The following is a 23,802-nucleotide window of genomic DNA, read 5'->3' as shown; positions in this document are numbered from 1 at the left end:
AGCGAAAGGGACACCCCTCATGCATGACGACCGCGGCCTGGTCGAAGCCCGCCTCAAGCGCGTTCTGGACGAGCGCGTCCGCCCCGCCGTCCACCCCGAGTCGGTGCCGCTGGAGGTCGCCGTCTGGAACGCGCCCGGTGAGCCGGTACCGGTGGAGGAGGGACTGGCCGCCGAGCCGCACCCGATCGCGGTCGGCGACCTGTGGGGCCCGCCCTGGGGCACCAGCTGGTTCCGGGTGAGCGGGCGGGTGCCCGAGGAATGGGCGGGCCGGTCCGTCGAGGCGATCCTCGACCTCGGCTTCGACGAGAACATGCCGGGCTTCCAGTGCGAGGGCCTGGTCTACCGGCCCGACGGCACTCCGGTGAAGGGCCTCAACCCGCGCAACCAGTGGGTACGCATCGGAGCCCCGGTCGACGGGGGCGAAGAGGTGCGGCTGCACATCGAGGCGGCGTCCAACCCGGTGATCCTGGACTACCACCCCTTCCTGCCCACCCAGCTGGGCGACCAGGAGACCGCGGGGACCGAGCCGCAGTACAAGCTGACCCGGATGGACCTCGCCGTCTTCGACGAGACGGTGTGGCGGCTGGTCATCGACCTGGAGGTGCTCGGCGAGCTGATGCAGGAGCTTCCCGTCGAATCGGCCCGGCGCTGGGACATCCTGCGGGCAGTGGACCGCGCGCTGGACGCTCTGGACCTCCAGGACATCAACGGCTCGGCGGGGAAGGCCCGTTCACTGCTCGCCGACGTACTGGCCTCGCCCGCCGAACCCTCCGCCCACCGCATCAGCGCGGTCGGCCACGCGCACATCGACTCGGCGTGGCTGTGGCCGCTGCGCGAGACGGTGCGCAAGGTGGCCCGTACGACGTCCAACATGACGGCGCTCCTGGACGACGAGCCCGAGTTCGTCTTCTCCATGTCGCAGGCCCAGCAGTGGGCGTGGATCAAGGAGCACCGGCCGGAGGTGTGGGCGAAGGTCGTCAAGGCGGTCGCCGCCGGCCGATTCGTACCGGCCGGCGGCATGTGGGTCGAGGCGGACACCAACATGCCCGGATCGGAGGCGATGGCCCGCCAGTTCGTGCACGGCAAGCGCTTCTTCCTGGACGAGTTCGGCGTCGAGAACGACGAGGCGTGGCTGCCGGACACCTTCGGCTTCGCGGCCGGCCTTCCGCAGATCATCAAGGCGGCAGGCTCGAAGTGGCTCCTGACCCAGAAGATCTCCTGGTCCCAGACCAACAAGTTTCCGCACCACACCTTCCAGTGGGAGGGCATCGACGGCACCCGGATCTTCACCCACTTCCCGCCCGTCGACACGTACAACTGCGCCATGAAGGGCAGCGAGATCGCCCACGCGGCCAGGAACTTCAAGGACAAGGGCGTCGCCCGGCACTCGCTCGCGCCGACCGGCTGGGGCGACGGGGGCGGCGGCACCACCCGCGAGATGATCGCCAAGGCGGCCCGGCTGCGGAACCTGGAGGGCAGCGCGCAGGTTGTCTGGGAGACACCCGCGGAGTTCTTCGAGAAGGCGGAGGCCGAGTACCCGAACCCGCCGGTGTGGGTCGGCGAGCTCTACCTGGAACTGCACCGGGCCACGCTCACCAGCCAGGCCAGGACGAAGCAGGGCAACCGCCGCAGCGAGCACCTGCTGCGGGAGGCGGAGCTGTGGTCGGCGACGGCGGCGGTACGGGACGCCGAATTCGCCTATCCCCACGCGGAGTTGGACCGGATCTGGAAGACGGTCCTCCTCCACCAGTTCCACGACATCCTGCCGGGGTCGTCGATCGCCTGGGTGCACCGGGAGGCGGAGAAGACGTACGCGGCCGTGGCCGCCGAGCTGACCGGCCTCATCGAATCCGCCCAGCGCGCGCTGGCGGGCGAGGGCGGCGAGAGCCTGGTCTTCAACGCGGCGCCGCACGCGCGGCACGGAGTGGCGGCGGGCGGCGCGGCGGCCCCGGCGGCTCAGGCGCCCGCCGAGCGGTCCGTCGCCCCGAACGGGGGCTTCGTCCTCGACAACGGACGGCTGCGGGTGGTGATCGACGGGCGGGGCCTGGTGGTCTCGGCGTACGACATCGAGGCGGACCGGGAGGCGATCGCGCCGGACCGCCCCGCGAACCTGCTCCAGATCCACCCCGACTTCCCGAACATGTGGGACGCGTGGGACGTCGACGCGTTCTACCGCAACACGGTGACGGATCTGGTCGAGGCGGACGAGGTGGTGGCGGGGGAGGGCACGTCGGTGCGGGTGGTCCGCACCTTCGGGGCGTCGAAGGTCACCCAGCTCCTGACGCTGGCCCCTCTCTCTCCCCGCCTGGACATCGACACCGAGGTGGACTGGCACGAGACGGAGAAGTTCCTGAAGCTGGCCTTCCCGCTGGATGTGCATGCCGAGCGGTACGCGTCCGAGACCCAGTTCGGGCACTTCCACCGGGCCACGCACACCAACACCAGCTGGGAGGCGGCCAAGTTCGAGGCGTGCAACCACCGGTTCGTCCACCTGGAGGAGCCGGGGTGGGGGGTGGCGCTGGTCACCGACTCGACGTACGGCCACGACGTGACGCGCACGGTACGTCCCTCCGACTCGGGTACGACGACGACCCTGCGGGTCTCCCTCCTCCGCGCCCCGCGCTTCCCCGACCCCGAGACCGACCAGGGCCTGCACCGCTTCCGCCACGCGCTGGTGCCGGGCGCGACGATCGGCGACGCGGTGCGGGAGGGCTACCGGCTGAACCTGCCCGAGCGGACGGTTCGCGGGTCCGCTCCGGTCGCGCCCCTGGTCGAGGTCGACAACGACGCGGTTGTCGTCACGGCGGTGAAGCTGGCGGACGACGGGAGCGGGGATGTGGTGGTCCGCTTCCACGAGGCGCGGGGTGGCCGGGCGCGGGCGACCGTGACGCCGGGATTCCCCGTGCGGGGGGTGACCGTGACCGACCTGCTGGAACGCCCGCTCGGGGAGGGCGAGTTGGCGGAGGGGGCCGTGCCGGTGACCTTGCGCCCGTTCGAACTGCGCACACTGCGGTTCACGAGGCGTTAGCGCTTGCCCTGGGTGCTCCGCCCCCAGCCCGCCCCCGGGCCCCGGCACGGGGGCTGGGGGCGCAGCTCCCCGTGCCGGGGCCCGGCGGGCGGTGTCAGTTGGCCGTTTCGATGGCCTGGAAGATGTCGGCGTCTGTCTCGCGCTGCCACTCGGGCAGCTGCGCCCAATCGGCTGCATAGCCGGGCTTGGGGCTCTCAAAGTGCTTGTAAATTTGGGCAATCCAGCAGATGGCGACGAATCGCCCCTTCTGCTCGCGGGACAGCCTTGCTGTGCTTCCGCTGCTTGCTCGAATGAAGTCCCGTACCTGCGCGCAGACCGCGGCGGCGGCATCACGCTCCCACTCGGGGGTCTCTTCCCATGGCGTGACATACCCGGGTTTCGGCTCACCGGGATAGTGCTTCACCACGCCGGAGATCCATGCCTCGCGGAAGATTCGGCCGTTTTCGTTCTGCAACGTAGCGTCCCCACTCACTAGGCGGTCATCTCGAATGCCGAGATCTGATCACTGAGGTTTGATACGCGTCCGTCAGACATCAGGGGCTGAATGTGCCCCTGGAGTCCTTGCAGCTTGCGGACGACGTACCCGGACTTGGTCTGCGAGGCGAGGTGTATCGCCTGTGATGCGTAGCTGACGAGCTGGTCGATGTCGCGCCTTTGAACTCCGAGGGCAGCAAGGTCCGTTAGGACGCTGGCACGGCGCCGGAGAGACAACGGCTGGTCAAGCGCTACGGAGAGTGCTTGCTCTGCCAGGTCTGGTCTGCCGAGCGCGACGTAACAGGTACCGCGTTCCTCGGCGAGGCGGGACCCGTCGAATCGAAGCCAACCACCGTTATGAATCGCGCCGTTGAGGAAATGAACTTCCTCTGCTTGATCCAGAGCTCGTTTGCAGGAGTTCAGGTCGCCGAGGGTCGCGAACACCTCTGCTTGAATGGCGGCCACCCAATGACGTGTTGACAGCTGCGTGTCACCGCGCTTGGCGGCATCGGCAGCCACGGCCAGCAGAGACGCGGCATCCCGGGAATTCCGGTCGTAGATGCTGACAAAGGCATGTCGTGTCAGTGCGCAAGCCAGCAGATCCGGGTTTCTGGCTTCGCGGCTGGCGCTCGCCGCAAGGGTGTAGCACTGTGCGGCATCTGTGTATCGGTTGTCGTCAAAGTGGACTTCACCCGCGAGCTGGAAGAGATCGCCCGCCACGGAGCACAGGCCTTGGCGCTCGCGTTCGGTCCGTACGTCGGCGAAGCTATCCGCAATAGCTCGCGCGTGACTATGCACCATGGGCAGAGCGGTGCGCTTGGACTTGGCGAGAGCGAAGATCTGCCACAAGTGCGAGTTCATCGCGGTGTACCCCGCGATGTCGTCACTTGTCGATGCGAACGAGGGGGGTTCGACGGGGACCGCGTCGCCGGCGGCAGGGAGCGTGGCGAGCGTGCCCGTTACGGTGACCAGTCGTAGGAACTCACGCCGAATCATTTCGTCAAGATCACCCGTACCCAAGTAGTTGTCAACTGCTCCGTACGTGGCGAGGAACGCCCGCCTTTCCTGCGCGGTTGATCGCTCCTTGGGCGTTGGTGTCCCTGGCTCCAGAAGTACCCCCAACTCCTCAAGCTTGACGTGCAACAGCCTGGCCAGCTTGGCGCGGACGTAGCCGCGCGGCTCGATCTCCCCCCGTTCCCATCGGCCGACCGTCGATGTGGCGACGCCGAGGGCATCGGCCAACCTCTCTTGACTGTAGCCGAGCACCTTGCGGCGTTCCGCGAGCTTGAGCCGTGGTCCCATGCTTGCCCCTTTGTGCTGTTGAGAGACAACTTCCCAGGCCAGAGCGGTCAATGCGCTGATTATGACGGACATCTGCGCTGCTTCCGCTCTGGTTCAGCTCAACGGACCCGAGTTGTCTAAAGGCACGACGCAGCCACGGACGACCCGCACGGAAAGCCCCATAGGGGGAGAGGTCCAAACACCGAGAGAACGGAATCCCCATGGCACATAACGACGTTGACCCTGCCATGCCGCCCCGGTGGTACATCGGGGCCGTGGTCCTGATGCGCAACCTGCACGGAGACGTACTGATGGTGAAGCCTGCGGACAGGAACGCCGACGAGAAGCGGGGTTGGCAGCTTCCGGGCGGGAGCGTCGAGAGGAACGAGGCCGTAACCAAGGTCGGCCGTCGCGAGCTGAGAGAAGAGACCGGTGTTGAACGGCACATCGCGCACCTGCTGATGGTCGACCAGGTAACGCTGGACGGCGACGGCGCATCGGCCGAGGGCATCACGTTCGTGCTGGACGGCGGGACGCTGGACAACCACGTAGCTGCCGCGGTGAGTCTCCCTGAGAGCGCAGTGGGCCGCCTTTCCGCCGTGAAGTGGGTGCCGTCTGGCCAGCTGGATGACCACGCGATTCCCCACCATGCGGCGCGAGTTCGAGCCGCAGCGAGAGCGCATGACTTCGGAATGCGGCTCCCGCTCCACCAGCTCGGCGAGATCGCCGAGGTGTAGCCCCCTGAGCCGCTCGCCAGACGACGAGCTGCGGACGGGACCGGCAATCCCCCCTGAACTCCAGCGCCCTACCGCAGTAGGAGGCGCCGGTGCACCATCACTTACGACCAGAGGAGACCATCGTGACCGTACCCGGCGAGCCCTGGCCCGGACCCGAAGAGCCCCCGTCCCCCGACGACGGCCCCCGCACCATGACCCTGACCGCAGGCGGCGGCGGTGAAGGCGACAGCCTCCCCGGCCAGCCGTGGCCCGGCCCCACCGAGGAGCCGCACCCCGACGGCGGCAGCCCCGAGGGCGACGGGGACCACCGCAAGTGACCGCCACCATCGAGCAGCGCCCCAGCCGCACCACGCTGGGGCGCTCCCTGGCTGCCAGTGGTGCACTCGCCTCCGACTGGGCACCCACCTTCGCGGCCGTCGACCGGGCCGCGTTCCTGCCCTCGCTGATGTGGCCCTACGACATGGACACCCGTACAAGCGTTCCCGTCGGCAAGGCTGACGACCCCGGCCGGTGGTACGCCTGCGCCGACCAGGACATCCCCATCGTCACTCAGTGGGACGACGGCAACCACGAGGGCCGCGAGCCCGGGAAGGTGTCCACCAGCTCCTCGTCGATGCCCTCGGTCGTCTACCGGCTGCTGCAAGACCTCGATATCGGCGACGGCATGACAGTGCTGGACGTCGGCACCGGGACCGGCGAAACCGCCGGGGCTCTGACACACCGCCTCACAGACCGCCACACGGTCACCATCGACGTTGACGCGGCCGTGGCACGCAGCGCTCGTACCGCGCTGCACCACGCCGGATTCCACCCCACCGCCGTCGCTGGCGACGGCTTCGAGGGCTACGCACCCCGGGCGCCCTATGACCGGATCCTCGCCACCTGCGGACTGCGGCACATCCCCGGCGCCTGGATCGATCAGACGCGCCCCGGGGGGCTGATCGTCGCACCGTGGGGGACGCACTACTCCAACGCGGACGCCGTCGCCCGCCTGGTCGTCAAGGATGGTGCTGCCGAGGGGAAGTTCGCGCATCCCGTGGAGTTCATGAAACTCCGCTCCCAGCGCTTCTCGTTCGCCGGCCACGACTCCTACGTCCCCCGCGACATGTCCGGCGCGGATACCTCCACCACCGACGTCACCGAGGAGGAGTTCGTCACAGGCCAGTACACGGCGCTGCCATTCGCCATCGGCCTACGCGTGCCCCGTTGCCGGCACAGCGTCGCAGACAAACGCGACGGCGCCCGCCCCGCCTGGTTCTACGAGCTGGGCGATACGTCGTGGGCGTGCGCCATGTTCCGCGACGGCGCCCCGGCGAAAGTGTGGCAGCACGGGGAGCGGCGGTTGTGGGACGAGGTGGAAGCCGCGTTCCGCTGGTGGCAGAAGCAAGGGCGACCAGCGCATGACCGGTTCGGACTCACCATCACCCCGGACGGGCACACCGCGTGGCTCGACGAGCCCGGCAATGCTTTGACCGCCACACTCTGACGTCCCCGACGCCCCCGCTCCAGCACGACCGGAGCGGGGGCGCTGGCGTGTCCGGTCAGTCCTGCCGGACCTGGCAGCGCGGCCGGTGACACGCAGCCCCAGGACGGCCTCAACCCGCCCGCCCCCGGAGGGATGGGCGGGGTGGGGGGGAGAGCCATCTACGCCGGGCGGAGCCAGACCGTTGCCAAGGGTGGCAGGGTCAGGCGGATGGAGACCGGGCGGCCGTGGGACGGGGTCGGGGCGGGTTTGATGGGGTCGGGGTTGGCCACGCCGCCGCCTCCGTACCGCGCCGCGTCCGTGTTCAGGAGTTCCTGCCAGGCCAGCACTCCCTCCGGCACCCCGAGGCGGTACTCCGCCCGGACCACCGGCGAGAAGTTCGACACCGACAGGAGCGGCGAGCCCCACGCATCGTGGCGGAGGAAGGAGAAGACGTTGTCCTCGGCCGCGTCGCCGTCCACCCACGCGAAGCCCGCAGGGTCGGTGTCGCGCTCCCAGAGGGCGGGCTGGGCCGCGTAGATGCGGTTCAGGTCGCGTACGAGGTCACGTACGCCGCGGTGGTCCGGCTCGGCGCCGTACGACGGGTCGAGCAGCCACCAGTCCGGCCCGTGTCCCTCCGACCACTCCGCGCCCTGCGCGAACTCCTGGCCCATGAACAGGAGTTGCTTGCCGGGGTGGGCCCACATGAAGCCCAGATAGGCGCGGTGGGTGGCGCGCTGCTGCCACCAGTCGCCGGGCATCTTCGACACGAGGGAGCGCTTGCCGTGGACCACCTCGTCGTGGGAGATCGGCAGCACGTAGTTCTCGCTGTAGGCGTACACCATCGAGAACGTCATCTCGCTGTGGTGGTACTTGCGGTGCACCGGCTCGTGCTGGACGTAGCCGAGCGAGTCGTGCATCCAGCCCATGTTCCACTTCAGGCCGAAGCCGAGACCGCCGAAGCCGCCCGGCCCCACATGGTGGGTGGCCCGGGTCACGCCGTCCCACGCGGTGGACTCCTCCGCGATGGTCACGACCCCGGGGCAGCGCCGGTACACCGTCGCGTTCATCTCCTGGAGGAAGGCGACCGCGTCCAGGTTCTCCCGGCCGCCGTGCTCGTTCGGGCTCCACTCGCCGTCCTCGCGCGAGTAGTCCAGGTAGAGCATGGAGGCCACCGCGTCGACCCGGAGCCCGTCGACGTGGAACTCCTCGCACCAGTAAGCGGCGTTCGCCACCAGGAAGTTGCGTACCTCCTTGCGGCCGTAGTCGAATTCGAGAGTGCCCCAGTCGGGGTGCTCGGCCCGTGCGGGATCCTCGTGCTCGTAGAGCTTGCGCCCGTCGAACTCCGCGAGCGCCCAGTCGTCCTTCGGGAAGTGCGCCGGCACCCAGTCCACGATCACGCCGATCCCCGCCCGGTGCAGCGCGTCGACCAGGAAGCGGAAGTCGTCGGGCGTGCCCATCCGGGACGTCGGGGCGTAGAAGCCGGTGACCTGGTAGCCCCAGGAGCCGCCGAAGGGATGCTCGGCCACCGGCAGGAACTCGACGTGGGTGAATCCCAAGTCCTTGACGTATGACGGGAGTTGATCCGCCAGTTGACGGTACGTCAGGCGGGGGCGCCAGGATGCCAGGTGTACCTCGTACACCGAGAACGGCGACTCGTGCACCGGGTGGATGCCCCGCCGCGCCATCCACTCCTCGTCCCGCCACACGTGGTGCGACTCGGTGACGATCGAGGCGTTCGCGGGCGGCACCTCGGTGTGCCGCGCCATCGGGTCGGCCCGCAGGGTGTGGCTGCCGTCGGGGCGCATGATGTCGAACTTGTACAGCGCGCCGTCGCCGACCCCGGGCAGGAACAGCTCCCACACCCCCGTGGAGCCGAGCGAGCGCATGGGGTACGCCGCGCCGTCCCAGTAGCTGAAGTCGCCCGCCACCCGCACCCCTTGGGCGTTGGGCGCCCACACCGTGAAGCGGGTTCCGGTGGCGCCCTGGTGGGTCATCGGTCGGGCGCCGAGCGCCGTCCACAGCTCCTCGTGCCGGCCCTCGCCGATCAGATGCAGATCGAGGTCGCCGAGCGAGGGCAGGAAGCGGTACGGGTCCTGCACCTCGATCTCGCTGTCCTCGTAGCTGACCAGCAGCGTGTACTCGGGGATCGCGCGCAGCGGGAGCACCCCGGAGAACAGCCCGTCGCCGTCGTCGTGCAGCTCCGCCCGCAGCCCCTTGGCGAGCACGGCCACGGCCTGCGCGTGCGGCCGGAGCACCCGGAACGCCACCCCGCCCCGCACCGGGTGCGCGCCAAGCAGGGCGTGCGGATCGTGGTGCCCGCCCGCGAGCAGGCGGCCTCGGTCCGTGTCCGTGAGGGCGGGAGCGGGCCGTACGCCGTGACTCGCGGACCGGCGCGGCGCGGGCGGGGCCGGGGCGGCCTTCTTCGCCGCGGGCACCGGGCGGACGGTGCGGGCGGCGGGTTCGGACGGGTTGCGGGCGGAGCGGGGGGTCACGGGGTCGGCCTCCTCAAGTTGCTTCTCGGGCACGGGCGTTCAGGACCCGGCCAGACGGCGGATCGCCGCCATCGGCACGGGCAGCCAGTCGGGGCGGTGCCGGGCCTCGTAGAGCACCTCGTACACCGCCTTGTCGGTCTCGTACGCGCGCAGCAGCTCGGGCGACTCGCGCGGGTCCGAGCCCGCGCGCGCCGCATAGCCCGCGCAGTACGCTGCCCGGCACTCCTCGGCCCACCGGGGGTCGGCCGGGCCCGCCGAACGGGACGCGTAGTCGAAGGAGCGCAGCATGCCCGCCACATCGCGGACCGGGGGCTGCGGGCGGCGCCGTTCGGCGAGCGGGCGGGCCGGCTCGCCCTCGAAGTCGATCACCGACCAGGGCCCTTCGGCGGGCCGCAGGGCCTGACCCAGATGGAGATCGCCGTGGACGCGCTGGGCGGCGCCCGCCGAGTCAAGGGTGGCGACCGCATCGAACGCGGCCCGCAGTCCCGGCACGTACGGCGCGAGCGCGGGCACCGCGCGGGCGGTGGCGGCCAGGCGCTCGGTCATCGCGGTGGCGAGCAGCGCGGTCTGCGGCCGGCCGAGGGTGATGCGGGGGAACGCCTCGGCGAGGGAGAGGTGCACTTCGGCGGTGGCCCGGCCGAGGTCGTACGCCTCCTGCGTGAAGGCGCGCCCGGCGGCGAGCGAGGCGAGGGCCAGGGTCCAGCCGTCGTCGGCGCCGCGCAGGAACGGCTGGAGCACCCCGAGTGTCGCCTCCTGGGGCTGTGAGGTGCGGAACCAGGCGGCCGGGGCGGGCACCCGGGCGCAGCCCCGGCGGGCCAGCGCCCACGGAAGTTCCAGGTCCGGATTGACGCCCGGCTGCACCCGGCGGAACACCTTGAGGATGAACGTATCTCCGTACACCAGGGAGGAGTTGGACTGCTCCACCCCGAGCAGGCGCGGTGCGAGCCCCGGCGGAACGTCGACGTCCGGGTCGCGTTCGAAGCGGAGCGGGCCCACCGCGCCGGCGGAGCGCAGCCGTTCCAGGAGCAGGCCCGCGGACTGGGGGTCCTGGAGGGCGTCGTACACCGTGTGCCCGGCCAGCGGGCCCCCGGTGGCCCGGCCGATCAGCGCGGGGGCGAGGCGGGGCGGGAGCTGGTCGCGCACCCCGATCAGGAGCTGGTAGCAGTCGGCGGACGGCGGCCCGGCGGCCTCGCCGGGCGGGGGGAGGGCGGACTGTTCGGTGCGGACGAGCAGGTGCAGGACGCCGGGCAGCAGTTCGGTCGCGGTGAGCAGGGCGAAGTCGGTGACGGGCCGGCCCTTGCCCGCGAACCAGCGCTGCCGGGGCAGCCATTCGTGCAGCAGCGGGGCGAGCGAGGTCAGCAGCCGGGCAGGTTCGAGGCGGGTGGTACGGGGCGGTGCGGCCTTCGGCATGGCGGCGCATCCTTTCCCCGGGCACACAATCGAGTTGCGCAGAGTGTCCCGGATTGCAACAGAAGCTGTCCGGCGGCGCGCGGGGTACGGGGTGGAGAGTGCCCCGGGCGGAGCGGTGGAAACCGCCCGCCCGGGACGCGGGGTCAGGCGACGGCGGGGTCCTTCCGCAGCCGGAACCAGTAGAAGCCGTGCCCGGCCAGGGTCAGCAGATACGGCCATTCGCCGATCGCCGGGAAGCGCACCCCGCCGATCAGCTCGACCGGGTGCCGGCCGTTGAACGCCTGGAGGTCCAGCTCGGTGGGCTGGGGGAAGCGCGAGAAGTTGTGCACGCACAGCACCAGGTCGTCACCCGCCTCCCGCAGGAACGCGAGGACGGCCGGGTTCGAGGAGGTCAGCTCGGTGTAGGAGCCGAGTCCGAAGGCGGGGTTCTGCTTGCGGATCTCGATCATCCGGCGGGTCCAGTGCAGCAGCGAGGAGGGCGAGGCCATGGCCGCCTCGACGTTCGTCACCTGGTAGCCGTAGACCGGGTCCATGATCGTGGGGAGGTAGAGCCGTCCCGGGTCGCAGGAGGAGAAGCCCGCGTTGCGGTCCGGGGTCCACTGCATCGGGGTGCGCACCGCGTCGCGGTCGCCGAGCCAGATGTTGTCGCCCATCCCGATCTCGTCGCCGTAGTACAGGATCGGCGAGCCGGGCAGCGAGAGCAGCAGCGCGGTGAACAGCTCGATCTGGTTGCGGTCGTTGTCGAGCAGCGGGGCGAGCCGCCGCCGGATGCCGATGTTGGCCCGCATCCGGGGATCCTTGGCGTACTCGGCGTACATGTAGTCGCGCTCTTCGTCCGTGACCATTTCGAGGGTGAGCTCGTCGTGGTTGCGCAGGAAGATGCCCCACTGGGCGTTCTTCGGGATCGCCGGGGTCTTGGCGAGGATTTCCGAGACCGGGTAGCGCGATTCGCGCCGTACGGCCATGAAGATGCGCGGCATCACCGGGAAGTGGAAGGCCATGTGGCACTCGTCGCCGCCCACGGCGAAGTCGCCGAAGTAGTCCACGACGTCCTCGGGCCACTGGTTGGCCTCGGCGAGCAGCACCGTGTCCGGGTAGCTCGCGTCGATCTCGGCCCGTACCCGCTTGAGGAACTCGTGCGTGGCCGGGAGGTTTTCGCAGTTGGTCCCCTCCTCCTGGTACAGGTACGGCACGGCGTCCAGGCGGAAGCCGTCGATGCCGAGGTCGAGCCAGAAGCGCAGTGCCGAGACGATCTCCTCCTGCACGGCCGGGTTCTGGTAGTTGAGGTCGGGCTGGTGGGAGAAGAAGCGGTGCCAGTAGTACTGCTTGCGGACCGGGTCGAAGGTCCAGTTGGACGTCTCGGTGTCCACGAAGATGATCCGGGCGTCCTGGAACTGCTTGTCGTCGTCGGCCCAGACGTAGTAGTCGCCGTACGGGCCCTCGGCGTCCTTGCGCGACTCCTGGAACCACGGGTGCTGGTCGCTGGTGTGGTTCATCACGAAGTCGATGATCACGCGCATGCCGCGCTGGTGGGCGGCGTCCACGAACTCCACGAAGTCGGCGAGGTCGCCGAACTCCGGCAGGACGGCGGTGTAGTCCGAGACGTCGTAACCACCGTCCCGCAGGGGCGACTTGAAGAACGGCGGCAGCCAGAGGCAGTCGACGCCCAGCCACTGGAGGTAGTCCAGCTTGGCGGTGATGCCCTTGAGATCCCCTACGCCGTCGCCGTTGCTGTCCTGGAAGGACCGCACGAGCACCTCGTAGAACACCGCTCGCTTGAACCACTCGGGATCGCGGTCCTTGGCGGGGGTGTCCTCGAAGGTGTCGTGGACAGGCTCGTTGACGATCATGGTGTGGGTGACCCTCCGATCGGCGGGGACGGTCGCAGGACCAGGATGTGCGCGGGCGCTCGGCCCGGCTCCAGACGCACGTAGTTGGCCCTGCCCCAGTGGTAGGTCTCGCCGGTGAGCTCGTCGCGCACCGGGACGGACTCGTGCCACGCGAGGCCGAGTGCCGGCATGTCCAACGAGACCGTGGCCTCCTGGGTGTGGTGGGGGTCGAGGTTGGCGACCACCAGTACGGTGTTCGATCCGGCGCGCTTGCTGTACGCGATCACCGCGTCGTTGCCGGTGTCGTGGAAGTGGACCGAACGCAGCTGCCGCAGCGCCGGGTGGCGCCGCCGGATGCGGTTGAGCGCGGTGATCAGCGGGGCGATGGAACGGCCCGCCCGCTCGGCCGCCTCCCAGTCGCGTGGTCGCAGCTGGTACTTCTCGGAGTCCAGATACTCCTCGCTGCCGTCCTTGACCGGGGTGTTCTCGCACAGCTCGTACCCGGCGTAGAGGCCCCAGGACGGGGAGAGGGTGGCGGCGAGCACGGCCCGCACCTCGAAGGCGGGACGGCCGCCGTGCTGGAGGTGGCCGGGCAGGATGTCCGGGGTGTTCACGAAGAAGTTGGGCCGCATGTAGGAGGCGGGCTCGCCCGCCAGCTCGGTGACGTACTCGGTGAGCTCCCGGCGGGTGTTGCGCCAGGTGAAGTAGGTGTACGACTGCTGGAAGCCGATCTTGCCGAGCGTGTGCATCATCGCGGGCCGGGTGAACGCCTCGGCCAGGAAGATCACGTCCGGGTCGGTGCCGTTGACCTGCGCGATGACCTTCTCCCAGAAGACCACCGGCTTGGTGTGCGGATTGTCGACGCGGAAGATCCGTACGCCGCGCGCCATCCAGAACCGCAGGATCCGCACCGTCTCCCCGATGAGGCCGGGCATGTCCTGGTCGAAGGCGATCGGGTAGATGTCCTGGTACTTCTTGGGCGGGTTCTCGGCGTACGCGATCGTCCCGTCGGCCCGGTGGTGGAACCACTCGGGGTGTTTGTCGACCCAGGGGTGGTCGGGGGAGCACTGCAGGGCGAAGTCCAGCGCGACCTCCAGACGCAGGTCGCGGGCGGTGGCCACGAACGCGTCGAAGTCGTCGAGGGTGCCGAGATCGGGGTGGACCGCGTCGTGGCCGCCGGCCGGGGAGCCGATCGCCCACGGCACGCCGACGTCCCAACTCCCAGCCGACAGGCTGTTGTTGGGGCCCTTGCGACAGGTCGTGCCGATGGGGTGGACGGGGGGCAGATAGACCACGTCGAAGCCCATCGCGGCGATGGCGGGCAGCCGCTCGGCGGCGGTGCGGAAGGTGCCGGAGACCGGTGGCCCCCCGCCGGTGACGACGGCGCCCTCCGAGCGCGGGAACAGCTCGTACCAGGACCCGAACAGCGCGCGCTCGCGCTCGACCAGCAGGGGCAGCGGGGGCGAGGACGTGACGAGCTCGCGCAGCGGATGCGCCGCGAGGGCCGCGTCGGCCTCCGGGGCGAGGGCGGCGGCGAGCCGGGCCGCGGGGGTGCGGCGCTCGTCGCGCAGGGCGTCCACCGCGGCCAGCACGGCCTCGCGCCCCTCGGCCTTGGGGACGCCGGCCGCGGCCCGCTCGTACAGCGCGGCGCCCTCCGCGAGCACGAGCTCGGTGTCCAGGCCGGCCGGGATCTTGATGCCGGCGTGTCGGCGCCAGGTCGCGACCGGATCGCTCCAGGCCTCGACGGTGTACGTCCAGGGGCCCTCCGCGTCGGCGGTGACCTGGGCGCCCCAGCGGTCGGTGCCGGGCGAGAGTTCGTGCATCGGGGTCCACGGGCCGCTCCGGCCGCCGGGGTCGCGCAGCACGACATTGGCGGCCACGGCGTCGTGGCCCTCGCGGAAGACGGTGGCGGTGACCTGGAAGCTCTCCCCGGTCACCGCCTTCGCGGGCCTCTTGCCGCACTCGACGGCGGGGCGTACGTCCAGAATGGGGATACGGCCGATTGACGGGTTCGGGTTCACGGGCTCACCTGTAGGCGATAGGTAGGATTTGCCGCGTTTGCGGGAATCTGTCCTTTTTAGCTGCTCCATTGACGGCTGACCGGCTGCGGGCATGGCCGCTCCTGTCCGCGTTCACTCGAATGGGGTGCGGGGGCGAATGCGGGAATGCGTTACCGGGGGAGCCTTCCACGGCGTACGCGTGGGCATTCCGGCAGTTTGTTAACTACCTGCGCGTAACGGTTCAGACAAGGAAGAGGCCGCGGCTTTCGGTGGGAGCGGGGCAAACTTTGCCTACTCGTAAGTCATGTGACGCTGCATCAGCCGAGTGGCGACCGGGAGGGGTGCGGAACCGGAGGTACCGGATCCGCGGGGCGCTGTGGATGGCGGGGGCGCACCGGCACTACCTTCGGGTGTGAGGGAGGGGCGCACATCGCGGTGCGTCACCCCGATACGTACATCCCCTGCAAAGGTGGAAACGTGAAGGCAATCCGTCGATTCACCGTGCGTCCCGTCCTGCCCGACGCTCTCCGGCCGCTCAGCGACCTCGCGCGCAATCTGCGCTGGTCCTGGCACACCGAGACCCGAGAACTCTTCCAGTGCGTGGACCCCGAGGGGTGGCGGGCGGCGGGTGAGGACCCCGTGCGGCTGCTGGGGGCCGTCTCCGCCGCCCGGCTCGACTCGCTCGCCCAGGACCGCCGCTTCCTGCGCAGACTCACCGCCGCCGCCGACGACCTCGACGACTACCTGCGCGGCCGCCGCTGGTATCAGGAGCAGACCGGCGAACTCCCGTCCGCCGTAGGCTACTTCTCACCCGAGTTCGGCATCACCGCCGCCCTGCCGCAGTACTCCGGCGGCCTCGGCATCCTCGCCGGCGACCACCTGAAATCCGCCAGTGACCTCGGCGTACCGCTCATCGGGGTCGGCCTCCTGTACCGGCACGGCTACTTCCGCCAGTCGCTCTCGCGCGACGGCTGGCAGCAGGAGCACTACCCCGTGCTCGACCCCAACGAGCTGCCCGTCTCACTGCTGAGGGAGCAGAACGGCACCCCGGCCAGGGTCTGCCTCGCGCTGCCCGGCAGCCGCTGTCTGCACGCCACGATCTGGCAGGCCCGGGTCGGCCGGGTGCCGCTGCTCCTGCTCGACTCGGACGTCGAGGAGAACGCGCCGGGCGAACGCGACGTCACCGACCGGCTGTACGGCGGCGGCAGCGAACACCGGCTGCTCCAGGAGATGCTGCTCGGCATCGGCGGAGTGCGCGCGGTCCGGACGTACTGCCGCCTCACCGGCCACCCGGCACCCGAGGTGTTCCACACCAACGAGGGGCACGCCGGCTTCCTCGGCCTGGAGCGCATCCGCGAACTGGCCGGTGAGGGCGTTGAGTTCGACGCCGCGCTGGAAGCGGTGCGGGCCGGGACGGTGTTCACCACCCACACCCCCGTACCCGCCGGGATCGACCGCTTCGACCGCGAGCTGGTGGCCCGCCACTTCGGCGACGACGGGGAGCTGCCCGGCGTGGACGTCGGCAAGATCCTCCAGCTCGGCATGGAGGCCTACCCCGGCGGCGAGCCGAACCTGTTCAACATGGCCGTGATGGGGCTGCGGCTCGCCCAGCGCGCCAACGGGGTCTCCACCCTGCACGGCGCGGTCAGCCGGCAGATGTTCGCGGGCCTGTGGCCCGGCTTCGACGCGGAGGAGGTGCCGATCACCTCCGTCACCAACGGCGTGCACGCCCCGACCTGGGTGGCACCCGAGGTCTTCCGGCTCGGCGCCCGGCAGGTCGGCGCGGGCCGCACCGAGGACGCGCTGGCCGTCGGCGGCTCCGAGCGCTGGGACGCGGTCGCCGAGATCCCGGACGCCGAGATCTGGGAACTGCGCAGGGAGCTGCGCGAACAGCTCGTCACCGAGGTACGGGACCGGCTGCGGACCTCGTGGCGCCAGCGCGGCGCCGGTTCGGCCGAACTGGGCTGGATCGACGGGGTGTTGAACCCGGACGTCCTCACCATCGGCTTCGCCCGCCGGGTGCCCTCGTACAAGCGGCTCACGCTGATGCTGCGCGACCGGGACCGGCTGATGGAGCTGCTGCTGCATCCGACCCGGCCGGTGCAGATCGTCGTCGCGGGAAAGGCGCACCCCGCCGACGACGGCGGGAAGCGGCTGGTCCAGGAGCTGGTGAAGTTCGCCGACGACCCGAGGGTCCGCCACCGGATCGTGTTCCTGCCCGACTACGGCATGGCGATGGCGCAGAAGCTGTACCCGGGCTGCGACGTGTGGCTCAACAACCCGCTGCGCCCGCTGGAGGCCTGCGGGACCAGCGGCATGAAGGCGGCCCTGAACGGCTGCCTCAACCTGTCCGTCCTCGACGGCTGGTGGGACGAGTGGTTCGAGCCGGACTTCGGCTGGGCCATCCCGACGGCGGACGGCGCGGCCACGGACGAGGACCGGCGCGACGAGCTGGAGGCGAACGCGCTGTACGACCTCATCGAGGACCGGGTCGCCCCGCGCTTCTACGACCGGGGGCCCGGCGGGCTGCCCGACCGCTGGATCGAGATGGTCCGCCGGACGCTGACGACCCTGGGGCCGAAGGTGCTCGCGGGACGGATGGTGCGGGAGTATGTGACCCGGCTGTACGCGCCCGCCGCCGCGGCCCACCGTGCCCTCGAACCGTCCACGGCACGGGAGTTGGCCCACTGGAAGGCGCGGGTGCGGGCCGCCTGGCCGCGGGTCGCGGTCGACCACGTCGAGGCGCTGGCCCCGGCGGCCGCGGCCCCCAACGGCACCGCGGAGCTCGGCTCCACGCTGACGCTGCGGGTACGGGTCGGGCTCGGTGACCTCCAGCCCGACGACGTGGAGGTGCAGGCGGTGGCCGGCCGGGTGGACGCGGCCGACGCCATCGCGGACGCGGCCGCCTTCCCGCTGAAACCGGCGATCGGCCCCGACCTGGAGGGCCGCTGGACCTACGAGGGCCCCCTGGCCCTGGACCGCACGGGCCCGTTCGGCTACACGGTCCGGGTCCTGCCGGCCCACCGCCACCTGGCCACGCACGCGGAGCTGGGCCTGGTGGCCGGTCCGACGGAGGCCACGGGGGAGGGCGCGGGCGTACTGCTGCGCTGAGCGGCACCCCGGACATGGGCGGTGCCCGGAGCCTGGTGGGCTCCGGGCACCTTCACTTTCCGGCCAGCCGCCTGGTCAGAAGGTGAGCCTTCGGGGGCGAGCTGTCACCGGTGGGCTCAGAAGCTGAGCTTGAAGCCGGTGATCGTGCCGATGTCCTGCGGACTCTTGTCCTGGACCTTCAGCTTCCACGTGCCGTTGGCGGCGACGGTGGAGGCGTTGACGGTGAACGTCTTGTCCAGGTTCGCCGTCGAGTCCGAGGACGAGTTCTGCAGGCGGAACGACTTCCCGTTCGGGGCCACCAGGTCGATCTGGAGGTCACCGATGTAGGTGTGGGTGATCTTCACACCGACCTTGAGGGCGCTCGGCGCGTTGCCGGTGATCCCGGTGACGTTGACCGCCGAGGTGACCGCGGGTCCGGGCGAGTCCGGGATGGCAACGCTGGCCGAGTTCTCGAAGACCTTGCCGGCGCCCGGGGTGCCGCCGCCCGCGCGGGCGCCGACGTTGATGGCCGCCCAGGCGTTGGTGACGTTGGCGACCTCGACGCTGTCCGCGCCGTACAGCTCGGTCGCGGCCGCGATGGTGCCCGCGCGGGCTCCCGCGTAGTCCGTGCTGGAGTTGAACTTGGTGGTGAGCGCCTTGTACCAGATCAGCTGGGCCTTGTCCCGGCCGATGCCGGTGACGGGCTGGCCGTCGGAGGTCGGCGAGTCGTAGTTGAAGCCGTTGATGCTCTTGGCGCCGCTGCCCTCGGAGGCCAGGTAGAACCAGTGGTTCGCGGGTCCCGAGGAGTAGTGGACGTCGAGGTTGCCGACGCCGGCGTACCAGCTGTCCGCGGAGTTGCCGTCCTTGCTCGGCTTGTCCATGTAGCGCAGCGGGGTGCCGTCACCGTTGATGTTGATCTGCTCACCGATGAGGTAGTTGCCCGGGGCCGCAGGGTTGTTGGCGTAGAACTCCACCGACGTGCCCATGATGTCGGAGGTCGCCTCATTCAGACCGCCGGACTCGTCGGCGTAGTTGAGGCCCGCGGTGGCCGCGGTGACGCCGTGCGTCATCTCGTGGCCGGCCACGTCCAGCGAGGTCAGCGGGTCGTTGTCGCCCGTGCCGTCGCCGTACGTCATGCAGAAGCAGCTGTCGTCCCAGAACGCGTTCACGTACGCGTTGCCGTAGTGGACGCGGGAGTAGGCGGCGACGCCGTCGCCGCGTATGCCGCTGCGGCCGAAGACGTTCTTGTAGAAGTCCCAGGTGACCCCGGCGCCGTAGGCGGCGTCGGCGCCCGCGGTGGCGGCGTTGGAGTTGGTCCCGTCGCCCCAGGTGTCGTTGTTCTGCGTGAACAGCGAACCCGTGCCGGACGAACCGTGGTTGAGGTCGTACGTCTTGTGGCCGCCGCGGCCGGCGTCGTTCAGCGTGTAGCTCGACCCGGACTGCGAGCTGCCGAGGGTGACCTGGCCGCTGTAGTGGGTGTTGCCTATGCCGGTCTCGATGCCCTGCCACTGGTGCAGCTTCGCGCCCGTCTTGGCGTCCGTGATGACGTGGAGCTGGTTCGGGGTGCCGTCGTCCTGCACTCCGCCCACGACCGTCTCGTACGCGAGGGTCGGCGTGCCCGAGACCATCCAGATGACCTTGCGCGGCGCGCTGTCGGCCTTGTCGGCCTTGGAGCCGGCGGCCTTGGCGGCCTTGAGGGCCTGGTTGGTGGCGGTGGCCGGGGCGTTCGAGGGGGCGCTGGTGGCTATGCCCTTCAGCTCCGCGCGGTTCGCCTTGATGACGTTCTGGGTGTGGCCGGCCGACGAGTTGTCGACGATCAGGTCGCCGCCGAGGACGGGCAGGCCGTCGTAGGTCCGCTCGTACCGGGTGTGCGTGGTGCCGTTCTGGTCCTTGGCCACATCGCGGACGACCAGCTTCTCCTGCGGGGAGAGGCCGAGGTTCTTGGCGGTGGCCGCCGTGGTGGAGTTGGCCTTGCGTATGAGCTCGGCACGCTGGGACGGGGAGAGGCTCGCGGGCAGGGCGCCCGGGTTGCGTACCGCTTGGGCCTTGAGGGCCGTGGTGGCCGCGGAGTCCTCGGGGCTTGCGTTGGCGTTGCCTGCCTGGACGCCGACACTGATCAGGGCGGCCGCGGCGAACAGGGCGCCGGTGGCGGTGGCACGACGACGGTGCGTGGATCTCACGCGAACTCCTTCTGCGAGGGGGGTACCGGTCGACTGGGTGGGCCGGCCGGACAGAGCAAAGGGGAGCGGGTGCGGCAAAAAAGTGGTGCGTGGAACGGGGAGAGAGTGCCAGCAGTTGAGAACTTGTGTCAGGAGCGCGTCAACAAGTTGGCCGAAAAACGTCCGTTGTCCGAAGGTCGTCGTTCGTTAACCGGACGTTTCGGCAATGATGACGGCGATGCCGTCCAGGAGTCGTCGAGCCCGGAACCAAAGAGCGAGTCCAAGTCGAGCTCGAACGGCTCATGTTCGAAGATGGTGGACATTAGGGGGCATCCGCGGCTCGACATGATGGCCACAAACCGACCCCCGTTCCGGACCGTCCATTCGTCGTCGGAGACCCCGGTGTCCTGGAGGGCGTGGCTTCCAACTCCATGGCCATGCCCAGGCCTTGGACGCAGGCGATCGGCATCAGGTGCGCATCGGTAATCTGATGCACCGTCAGTCCGTGGCGGCGCGGCGCCCGCAGTGCCCACTCCGTGTGCGTCATCGCCTCCGGCCGCACAAACGAGGTCCCCGGGACGGACGCCCCAACTCGTCATCACCGTACGGGCGTTGCTCGGCGTCGGCGGGTCGGCCCTCATGCCGTCGACGCTCGCCCTGATCCGCAACCTCTTCCACGGTGAGAAGCAGCACACCAAGGCCGTCACGGCCTGGACCGGAGTGAAGGCCGCCGGCATCTCCTTCGGCCCGGTCGTCAACGGCGCCCTGCTCGACCACTTCTGGTGGGGCTAGGTGTTCCCCATCAACCTCCCCGCCGTGCTCTCCTGCTGATCCTGGCGCCGCCGCTGCCCGAGGTGAAGCAGCACGCACCCGGCCGCTTCGACTGGCCGAGCGTCGTGCTGCCCCTGGCCGGACCGCTCCCCGTGATCCGGGGTGTGAAGGAACTCGCCCGCAACGGGACCGAGTTGCCGCCCCTGCTCACCCTGGCGGCCGGACTCGTCCTGCTGTACGTCTTCGTGCGGCCTCGCCTCCTTCACCCGCGGCCTCGACTTCGCGGCCCTGGTCGCGGCCGCCCTGATGGCGTCGGCAGCGGTCCTCGCACTGATGCTGCTGAGGGCGCGCCGAGGCAGTCCCTCCTTCGCGAAGGCCCGCCCGCGGAGGTGAGCGTCGGAATTCGGGAGGGCGCACCGGGGCCGGCCGTCAGCGCGGATCGACCCACAACGACGAGGCGACGGCGCGGAGTTCGCCCGAGGCCGAGGCGAGCGCCACGCCCATCCGGTGCTTGCGGCCCTCCTCGCCGAGCATCCAGGCGTACGTGACGAGCTCCTCGCCCACCCGTACCGGCCGCAGCAGGGACGCGGTGAGCGAGGCCGTCACGGCGCCGGGCCGCTGGCTGCCGAGCAGCCGGCCCGCCGCGAACCCGGGACAGTCCAGCGCGCCCCACACCAGCGCGGGCGGCAACATCCCGTCGGTGTCGGCCAGTTGGGGCCCGGGGATCCACGCGGTCGCCACCAGGTCGCGCCCCTGGACCCGGCCGCAGTGCTGGCGCAGCCCGGTGTCGGGGGTGCGGTCGAGCCCGCAGCCGAAGCAGTCGACCACGCCCTCCGGCGGGGCCGCCCGGTACGCCTTCGCCGCCGCCGACGCCTCCTCCCAGGAAGGGGTATCGGGCACCTCGGTGCTCTGCTCGGCGGGCCCGGCGACGGCCAGCAGCGTCTCGCCGTCGGTCAGTTCGCTGCCCCCGTCCGCGGTCTGGGCGAGGCGGACCGGCGCCCCGGTCGGCACCGGCCGCCGGAAATCGACCCGTACCGCCGGACGGGGCCTCCCCTGCTCGAACGCGGTTGAGAGCTCGGGGAGAGCCGCCCGCCCGGCGAGCACCCCCGCCACATAGCCCCCGAAGGCCACCCCCGGATACCCCTGGAGGAGGGCCGGAACCGTGATCATCTGCATGTCGGTCATGCCGCCACCCCATCACACCGGGCCTCGCGCGGGCGCTCCGAGGCCCGGCCCTCGCCCGGGGACGACCGCCGGAGGTATGTTCGGCCCGCCTGATCAGAAACCACGAGGGAGCACCACCCATGACCGACGACCACCGCACGGGCCCGCCCCACTTCGGCGACGAGCGCGAGACGCTGCGCGCCTTCCTCGACTACCACCGGGCGACGCTGGCCATGAAGTGCGAGGGGCTCGGCGACGAGGAGCTGCGCCGCCAGTCGATGCCGCCCTCCACGCTCTCGCTGCTCGGCCTGGTGCGGCACATGGCCGAGGTCGAACGGACCTGGTTCCGCCGGGTGTTCGAGGACCAGGACGTCCCGATGGTGTGGTCGGACAAGACCGACTTCCAGGCGGCGTACGACGCGAGCCGCTCGACCCGGGCCGAGGCGTTCGCGGCCTGGGAGGCCGAGGTCGAGCACTCCCGGCGGATCGAGCGCGCGGCCGGATCCCTCGACCTCGCCGGCCATCAGCCGCGCTGGGGCGAGGACGTGTCGCTGCGCATGGTGATGCTGCACATGATCCTGGAGTACGGCCGCCACAACGGCCACGCGGACCTGCTGCGCGAGGGCATCGACGGAACGGTGGGCGCCTGAGCCGGGGGGCGATGGGTCAGCGCCAGGGGATGTTCCGCCACGGGCTGGCCTCGTTCTCGGTCAGGAGCCGGTGCGCGACGACGTTCTGCTGGTAGTAGCGGCCGTACGACTCCTCGTCGAAGCGGAGCACCCGGCCCAGCGCGTACGCCGCGGAGAAGTCCTCCCACGAGCGGTAGGCCGACTTGCTCAGGGCCCCCGCGTACACGATCGCCTGCTCGGCCTCGTGCGGCGTGCAGAACCTGGCCTCAAGACCCCAGCGGGCCAGGTTCACCGCACGCCCGTAGTCGTAGGCGACGGTGGTGGTGACCCGGCCGTCCGGCGGCAGCAGCCCGTCGGCGCGGAACCGGGCCTCGTACCGCAGGATGCGCCGGACCAGCTCCTCGATGTCCTTGACGGTGCCGTGGCCCGCCCCGATGTCCTGGGCGTGCCCGGCGGCCGTCTCGCGCCACAGCTCGGCCGGCGGCGGCTCGCCGAGACCGGACCGCAGCTCCTCGCGCACGCGGAGCACGAAATCGGGCTCCGGCGGGCTGTTGCGCGCATCGAGGAGGAAGTCCAACTGCCGCCTCCAGCCCGTGCGTTCGGTGATGTCCCAGGAGTCGCGGAGCGACCGGAGCTGCCGGGCGTACCCGTGGTAGACGGTGCCGACCTCGTTCCACGGCACGTCGTTCACGACCGCCAGATGCGCGCCGCAGGCCAGACCGTAGGCGAGCGGGCCGTGCAGCGCGCCGTGCCGCAGCGCGGTCAGCCGGTCGCCGTCGGGGCGCTCGGTCTCCTCGTGGATGCGGCGCCACACCGCGCGGTGCTCGGGCGTGGTCGGCAGGAAGAGCTGGGCGGGGGTCGCGGCGTTGACCGCGAGCAGGCGCGGCGGGTCGGGCCAGGAGGCGTCGGCGATCCACTTCAGGGACACGTCGTGGAACACCCAGTCGGGATGCCACGGCGGCAGCATCCCGCGGGTCAGCACCGGCTTGCACAGCCACCCCGACGCGTCCCGGTAGGTGCGCCAGGTGACCAGATCGGGCCGCGCGTCGACCTCCGCCTTCGGCACCGCGATGTACAGCTCCTCGCGGGCCAGGACCCGCAACTGCGCCTCCACGTCGCCGCGCAGGCCCGCGGTGTGCAGCAGCCACTCCGTCTCCGTCGGCGCCGCCCAGTTGGTACCCGTCCCCGTTGCCACGCCCCGATCCTACGAAACCGGCCCCCGGAGCCCGCGCGGCAGGTACCGGGAAACCCGCAGGCCGGGGCGGTGGCGGCC

16 protein-coding genes are annotated in these 23,802 nt (G+C 70.7%); 7 read left to right on the top strand and 9 right to left on the bottom strand.

The genetic code is table 11. From position 1 onward, the window contains the following. Nucleotides 1-19 precede the first annotated feature (19 nt). Nucleotides 20-3,028 carry an alpha-mannosidase gene (locus ACIQ8J_RS19870; protein WP_403272914.1) on the top strand — a complete coding sequence of 1,003 codons (3,009 nt, stop codon included), beginning with the start codon at nt 20-22 and terminating at the stop codon, nt 3,026-3,028. A gap of 94 nt (nt 3,029-3,122) precedes the next feature. Here the strand turns inward: ACIQ8J_RS19870 and ACIQ8J_RS19865 are convergent, their stop codons facing one another. Further along, nucleotides 3,123-3,482 carry a hypothetical protein gene (locus ACIQ8J_RS19865; RefSeq protein WP_403272916.1) on the bottom strand — a complete coding sequence of 120 codons (360 nt, stop codon included), beginning with the start codon at nt 3,480-3,482 and terminating at the stop codon, nt 3,123-3,125. Between the two features lie 17 nt (nt 3,483-3,499). Then, nucleotides 3,500-4,855, bottom strand: a complete 1,356-nt coding sequence (locus ACIQ8J_RS19860) for a helix-turn-helix transcriptional regulator (protein ID WP_403607895.1) — start codon at nt 4,853-4,855, stop codon at nt 3,500-3,502. 149 nt (nt 4,856-5,004) lie between these two features. On the opposite strand from ACIQ8J_RS19860, the gene ACIQ8J_RS19855 reads away from it, so the two are divergent. The 3 genes from ACIQ8J_RS19855 (at nt 5,005) to ACIQ8J_RS19845 (ending at nt 7,006) form a co-directional block, all read left to right on the top strand. After that, on the top strand, nt 5,005-5,520 hold the full coding sequence (locus tag ACIQ8J_RS19855; RefSeq protein WP_403272918.1) for an NUDIX domain-containing protein: 516 nt from the start codon (nt 5,005-5,007) through the stop codon (nt 5,518-5,520). Nucleotides 5,521-5,642: 122 nt separating this feature from the next. Further along, entirely contained in the window at nt 5,643-5,837 is a 195-nt protein-coding gene (locus ACIQ8J_RS19850) for a hypothetical protein (RefSeq protein ID WP_403272919.1), read from the top strand. Beyond that, nucleotides 5,834-7,006: a methyltransferase domain-containing protein gene (locus ACIQ8J_RS19845; protein WP_403272920.1), complete on the top strand. Its 1,173-nt coding sequence runs from the start codon at nt 5,834-5,836 to the stop codon at nt 7,004-7,006. Before ACIQ8J_RS19850 ends, ACIQ8J_RS19845 begins: the two co-directional genes overlap by 4 nt. 158 nt (nt 7,007-7,164) lie before the next feature. On the opposite strand, the gene glgB is transcribed toward ACIQ8J_RS19845, so the two are convergent. The 4 genes from glgB to ACIQ8J_RS19825 form a co-directional block, all read right to left on the bottom strand. Further along, on the bottom strand, nt 7,165-9,420 hold the full coding sequence (glgB, locus tag ACIQ8J_RS19840; RefSeq protein WP_403273045.1) for a 1,4-alpha-glucan branching enzyme: 2,256 nt from the start codon (nt 9,418-9,420) through the stop codon (nt 7,165-7,167). Nucleotides 9,421-9,516: 96 nt separating this feature from the next. Beyond that, nucleotides 9,517-10,887, bottom strand: coding sequence for a maltokinase (locus tag ACIQ8J_RS19835; RefSeq protein ID WP_403272921.1), 1,371 nt, complete (start codon nt 10,885-10,887; stop codon nt 9,517-9,519). 143 nt (nt 10,888-11,030) lie between these two features. Beyond that, nucleotides 11,031-12,737 (bottom strand): maltose alpha-D-glucosyltransferase, encoded by a 1,707-nt coding sequence (gene treS, locus ACIQ8J_RS19830; protein WP_403272923.1) that lies wholly within the window; start codon nt 12,735-12,737, stop codon nt 11,031-11,033. Then, nucleotides 12,734-14,830: an alpha-1,4-glucan--maltose-1-phosphate maltosyltransferase gene (locus ACIQ8J_RS19825; RefSeq protein WP_403272924.1), complete on the bottom strand. Its 2,097-nt coding sequence runs from the start codon at nt 14,828-14,830 to the stop codon at nt 12,734-12,736. The genes treS and ACIQ8J_RS19825 overlap by 4 nt, the downstream gene beginning before the upstream one ends. Nucleotides 14,831-15,193: 363 nt before the next feature. On the opposite strand from ACIQ8J_RS19825, the gene glgP reads away from it, so the two are divergent. Then, complete coding sequence (gene glgP / locus ACIQ8J_RS19820) at nt 15,194-17,827, top strand: alpha-glucan family phosphorylase (RefSeq protein WP_403272926.1); 2,634 nt, start codon at nt 15,194-15,196, stop codon at nt 17,825-17,827. Between the two features lie 116 nt (nt 17,828-17,943). Here glgP and ACIQ8J_RS19815 read toward each other — a convergent pair whose 3' ends face one another. Beyond that, nucleotides 17,944-19,986: a M4 family metallopeptidase gene (locus ACIQ8J_RS19815; protein ID WP_403272927.1), complete on the bottom strand. Its 2,043-nt coding sequence runs from the start codon at nt 19,984-19,986 to the stop codon at nt 17,944-17,946. A 591-nt stretch (nt 19,987-20,577) separates the two neighbouring features. On the opposite strand from ACIQ8J_RS19815, the gene ACIQ8J_RS19810 reads away from it, so the two are divergent. After that, nucleotides 20,578-20,757, top strand: coding sequence for a hypothetical protein (locus ACIQ8J_RS19810; protein ID WP_403272928.1), 180 nt, complete (start codon nt 20,578-20,580; stop codon nt 20,755-20,757). 408 nt (nt 20,758-21,165) lie between these two features. On the opposite strand, the gene ACIQ8J_RS19805 is transcribed toward ACIQ8J_RS19810, so the two are convergent. Further along, nucleotides 21,166-21,921, bottom strand: coding sequence for a hotdog fold domain-containing protein (locus ACIQ8J_RS19805; RefSeq protein ID WP_403272929.1), 756 nt, complete (start codon nt 21,919-21,921; stop codon nt 21,166-21,168). 119 nt (nt 21,922-22,040) lie between these two features. On the opposite strand from ACIQ8J_RS19805, the gene ACIQ8J_RS19800 reads away from it, so the two are divergent. After that, on the top strand, nt 22,041-22,550 hold the full coding sequence (locus ACIQ8J_RS19800; protein ID WP_403272930.1) for a DinB family protein: 510 nt from the start codon (nt 22,041-22,043) through the stop codon (nt 22,548-22,550). 16 nt (nt 22,551-22,566) lie between these two features. On the opposite strand, the gene ACIQ8J_RS19795 is transcribed toward ACIQ8J_RS19800, so the two are convergent. Continuing rightward, nucleotides 22,567-23,724, bottom strand: a complete 1,158-nt coding sequence (locus tag ACIQ8J_RS19795) for a DUF1266 domain-containing protein (protein WP_403272932.1) — start codon at nt 23,722-23,724, stop codon at nt 22,567-22,569. Between the last annotated feature and the right edge of the window lie 78 nt (nt 23,725-23,802).

It is taken from the genome of Streptomyces sp. NPDC094147 (assembly GCF_044764265.1).
In the GTDB taxonomy this organism is placed as follows: Bacteria; Actinomycetota; Actinomycetes; order Streptomycetales; family Streptomycetaceae; genus Streptomyces.
The sequence above is the reverse complement of the archived record's forward strand: the minus strand, read 5'-3'. Positions and strand labels throughout refer to the sequence as shown.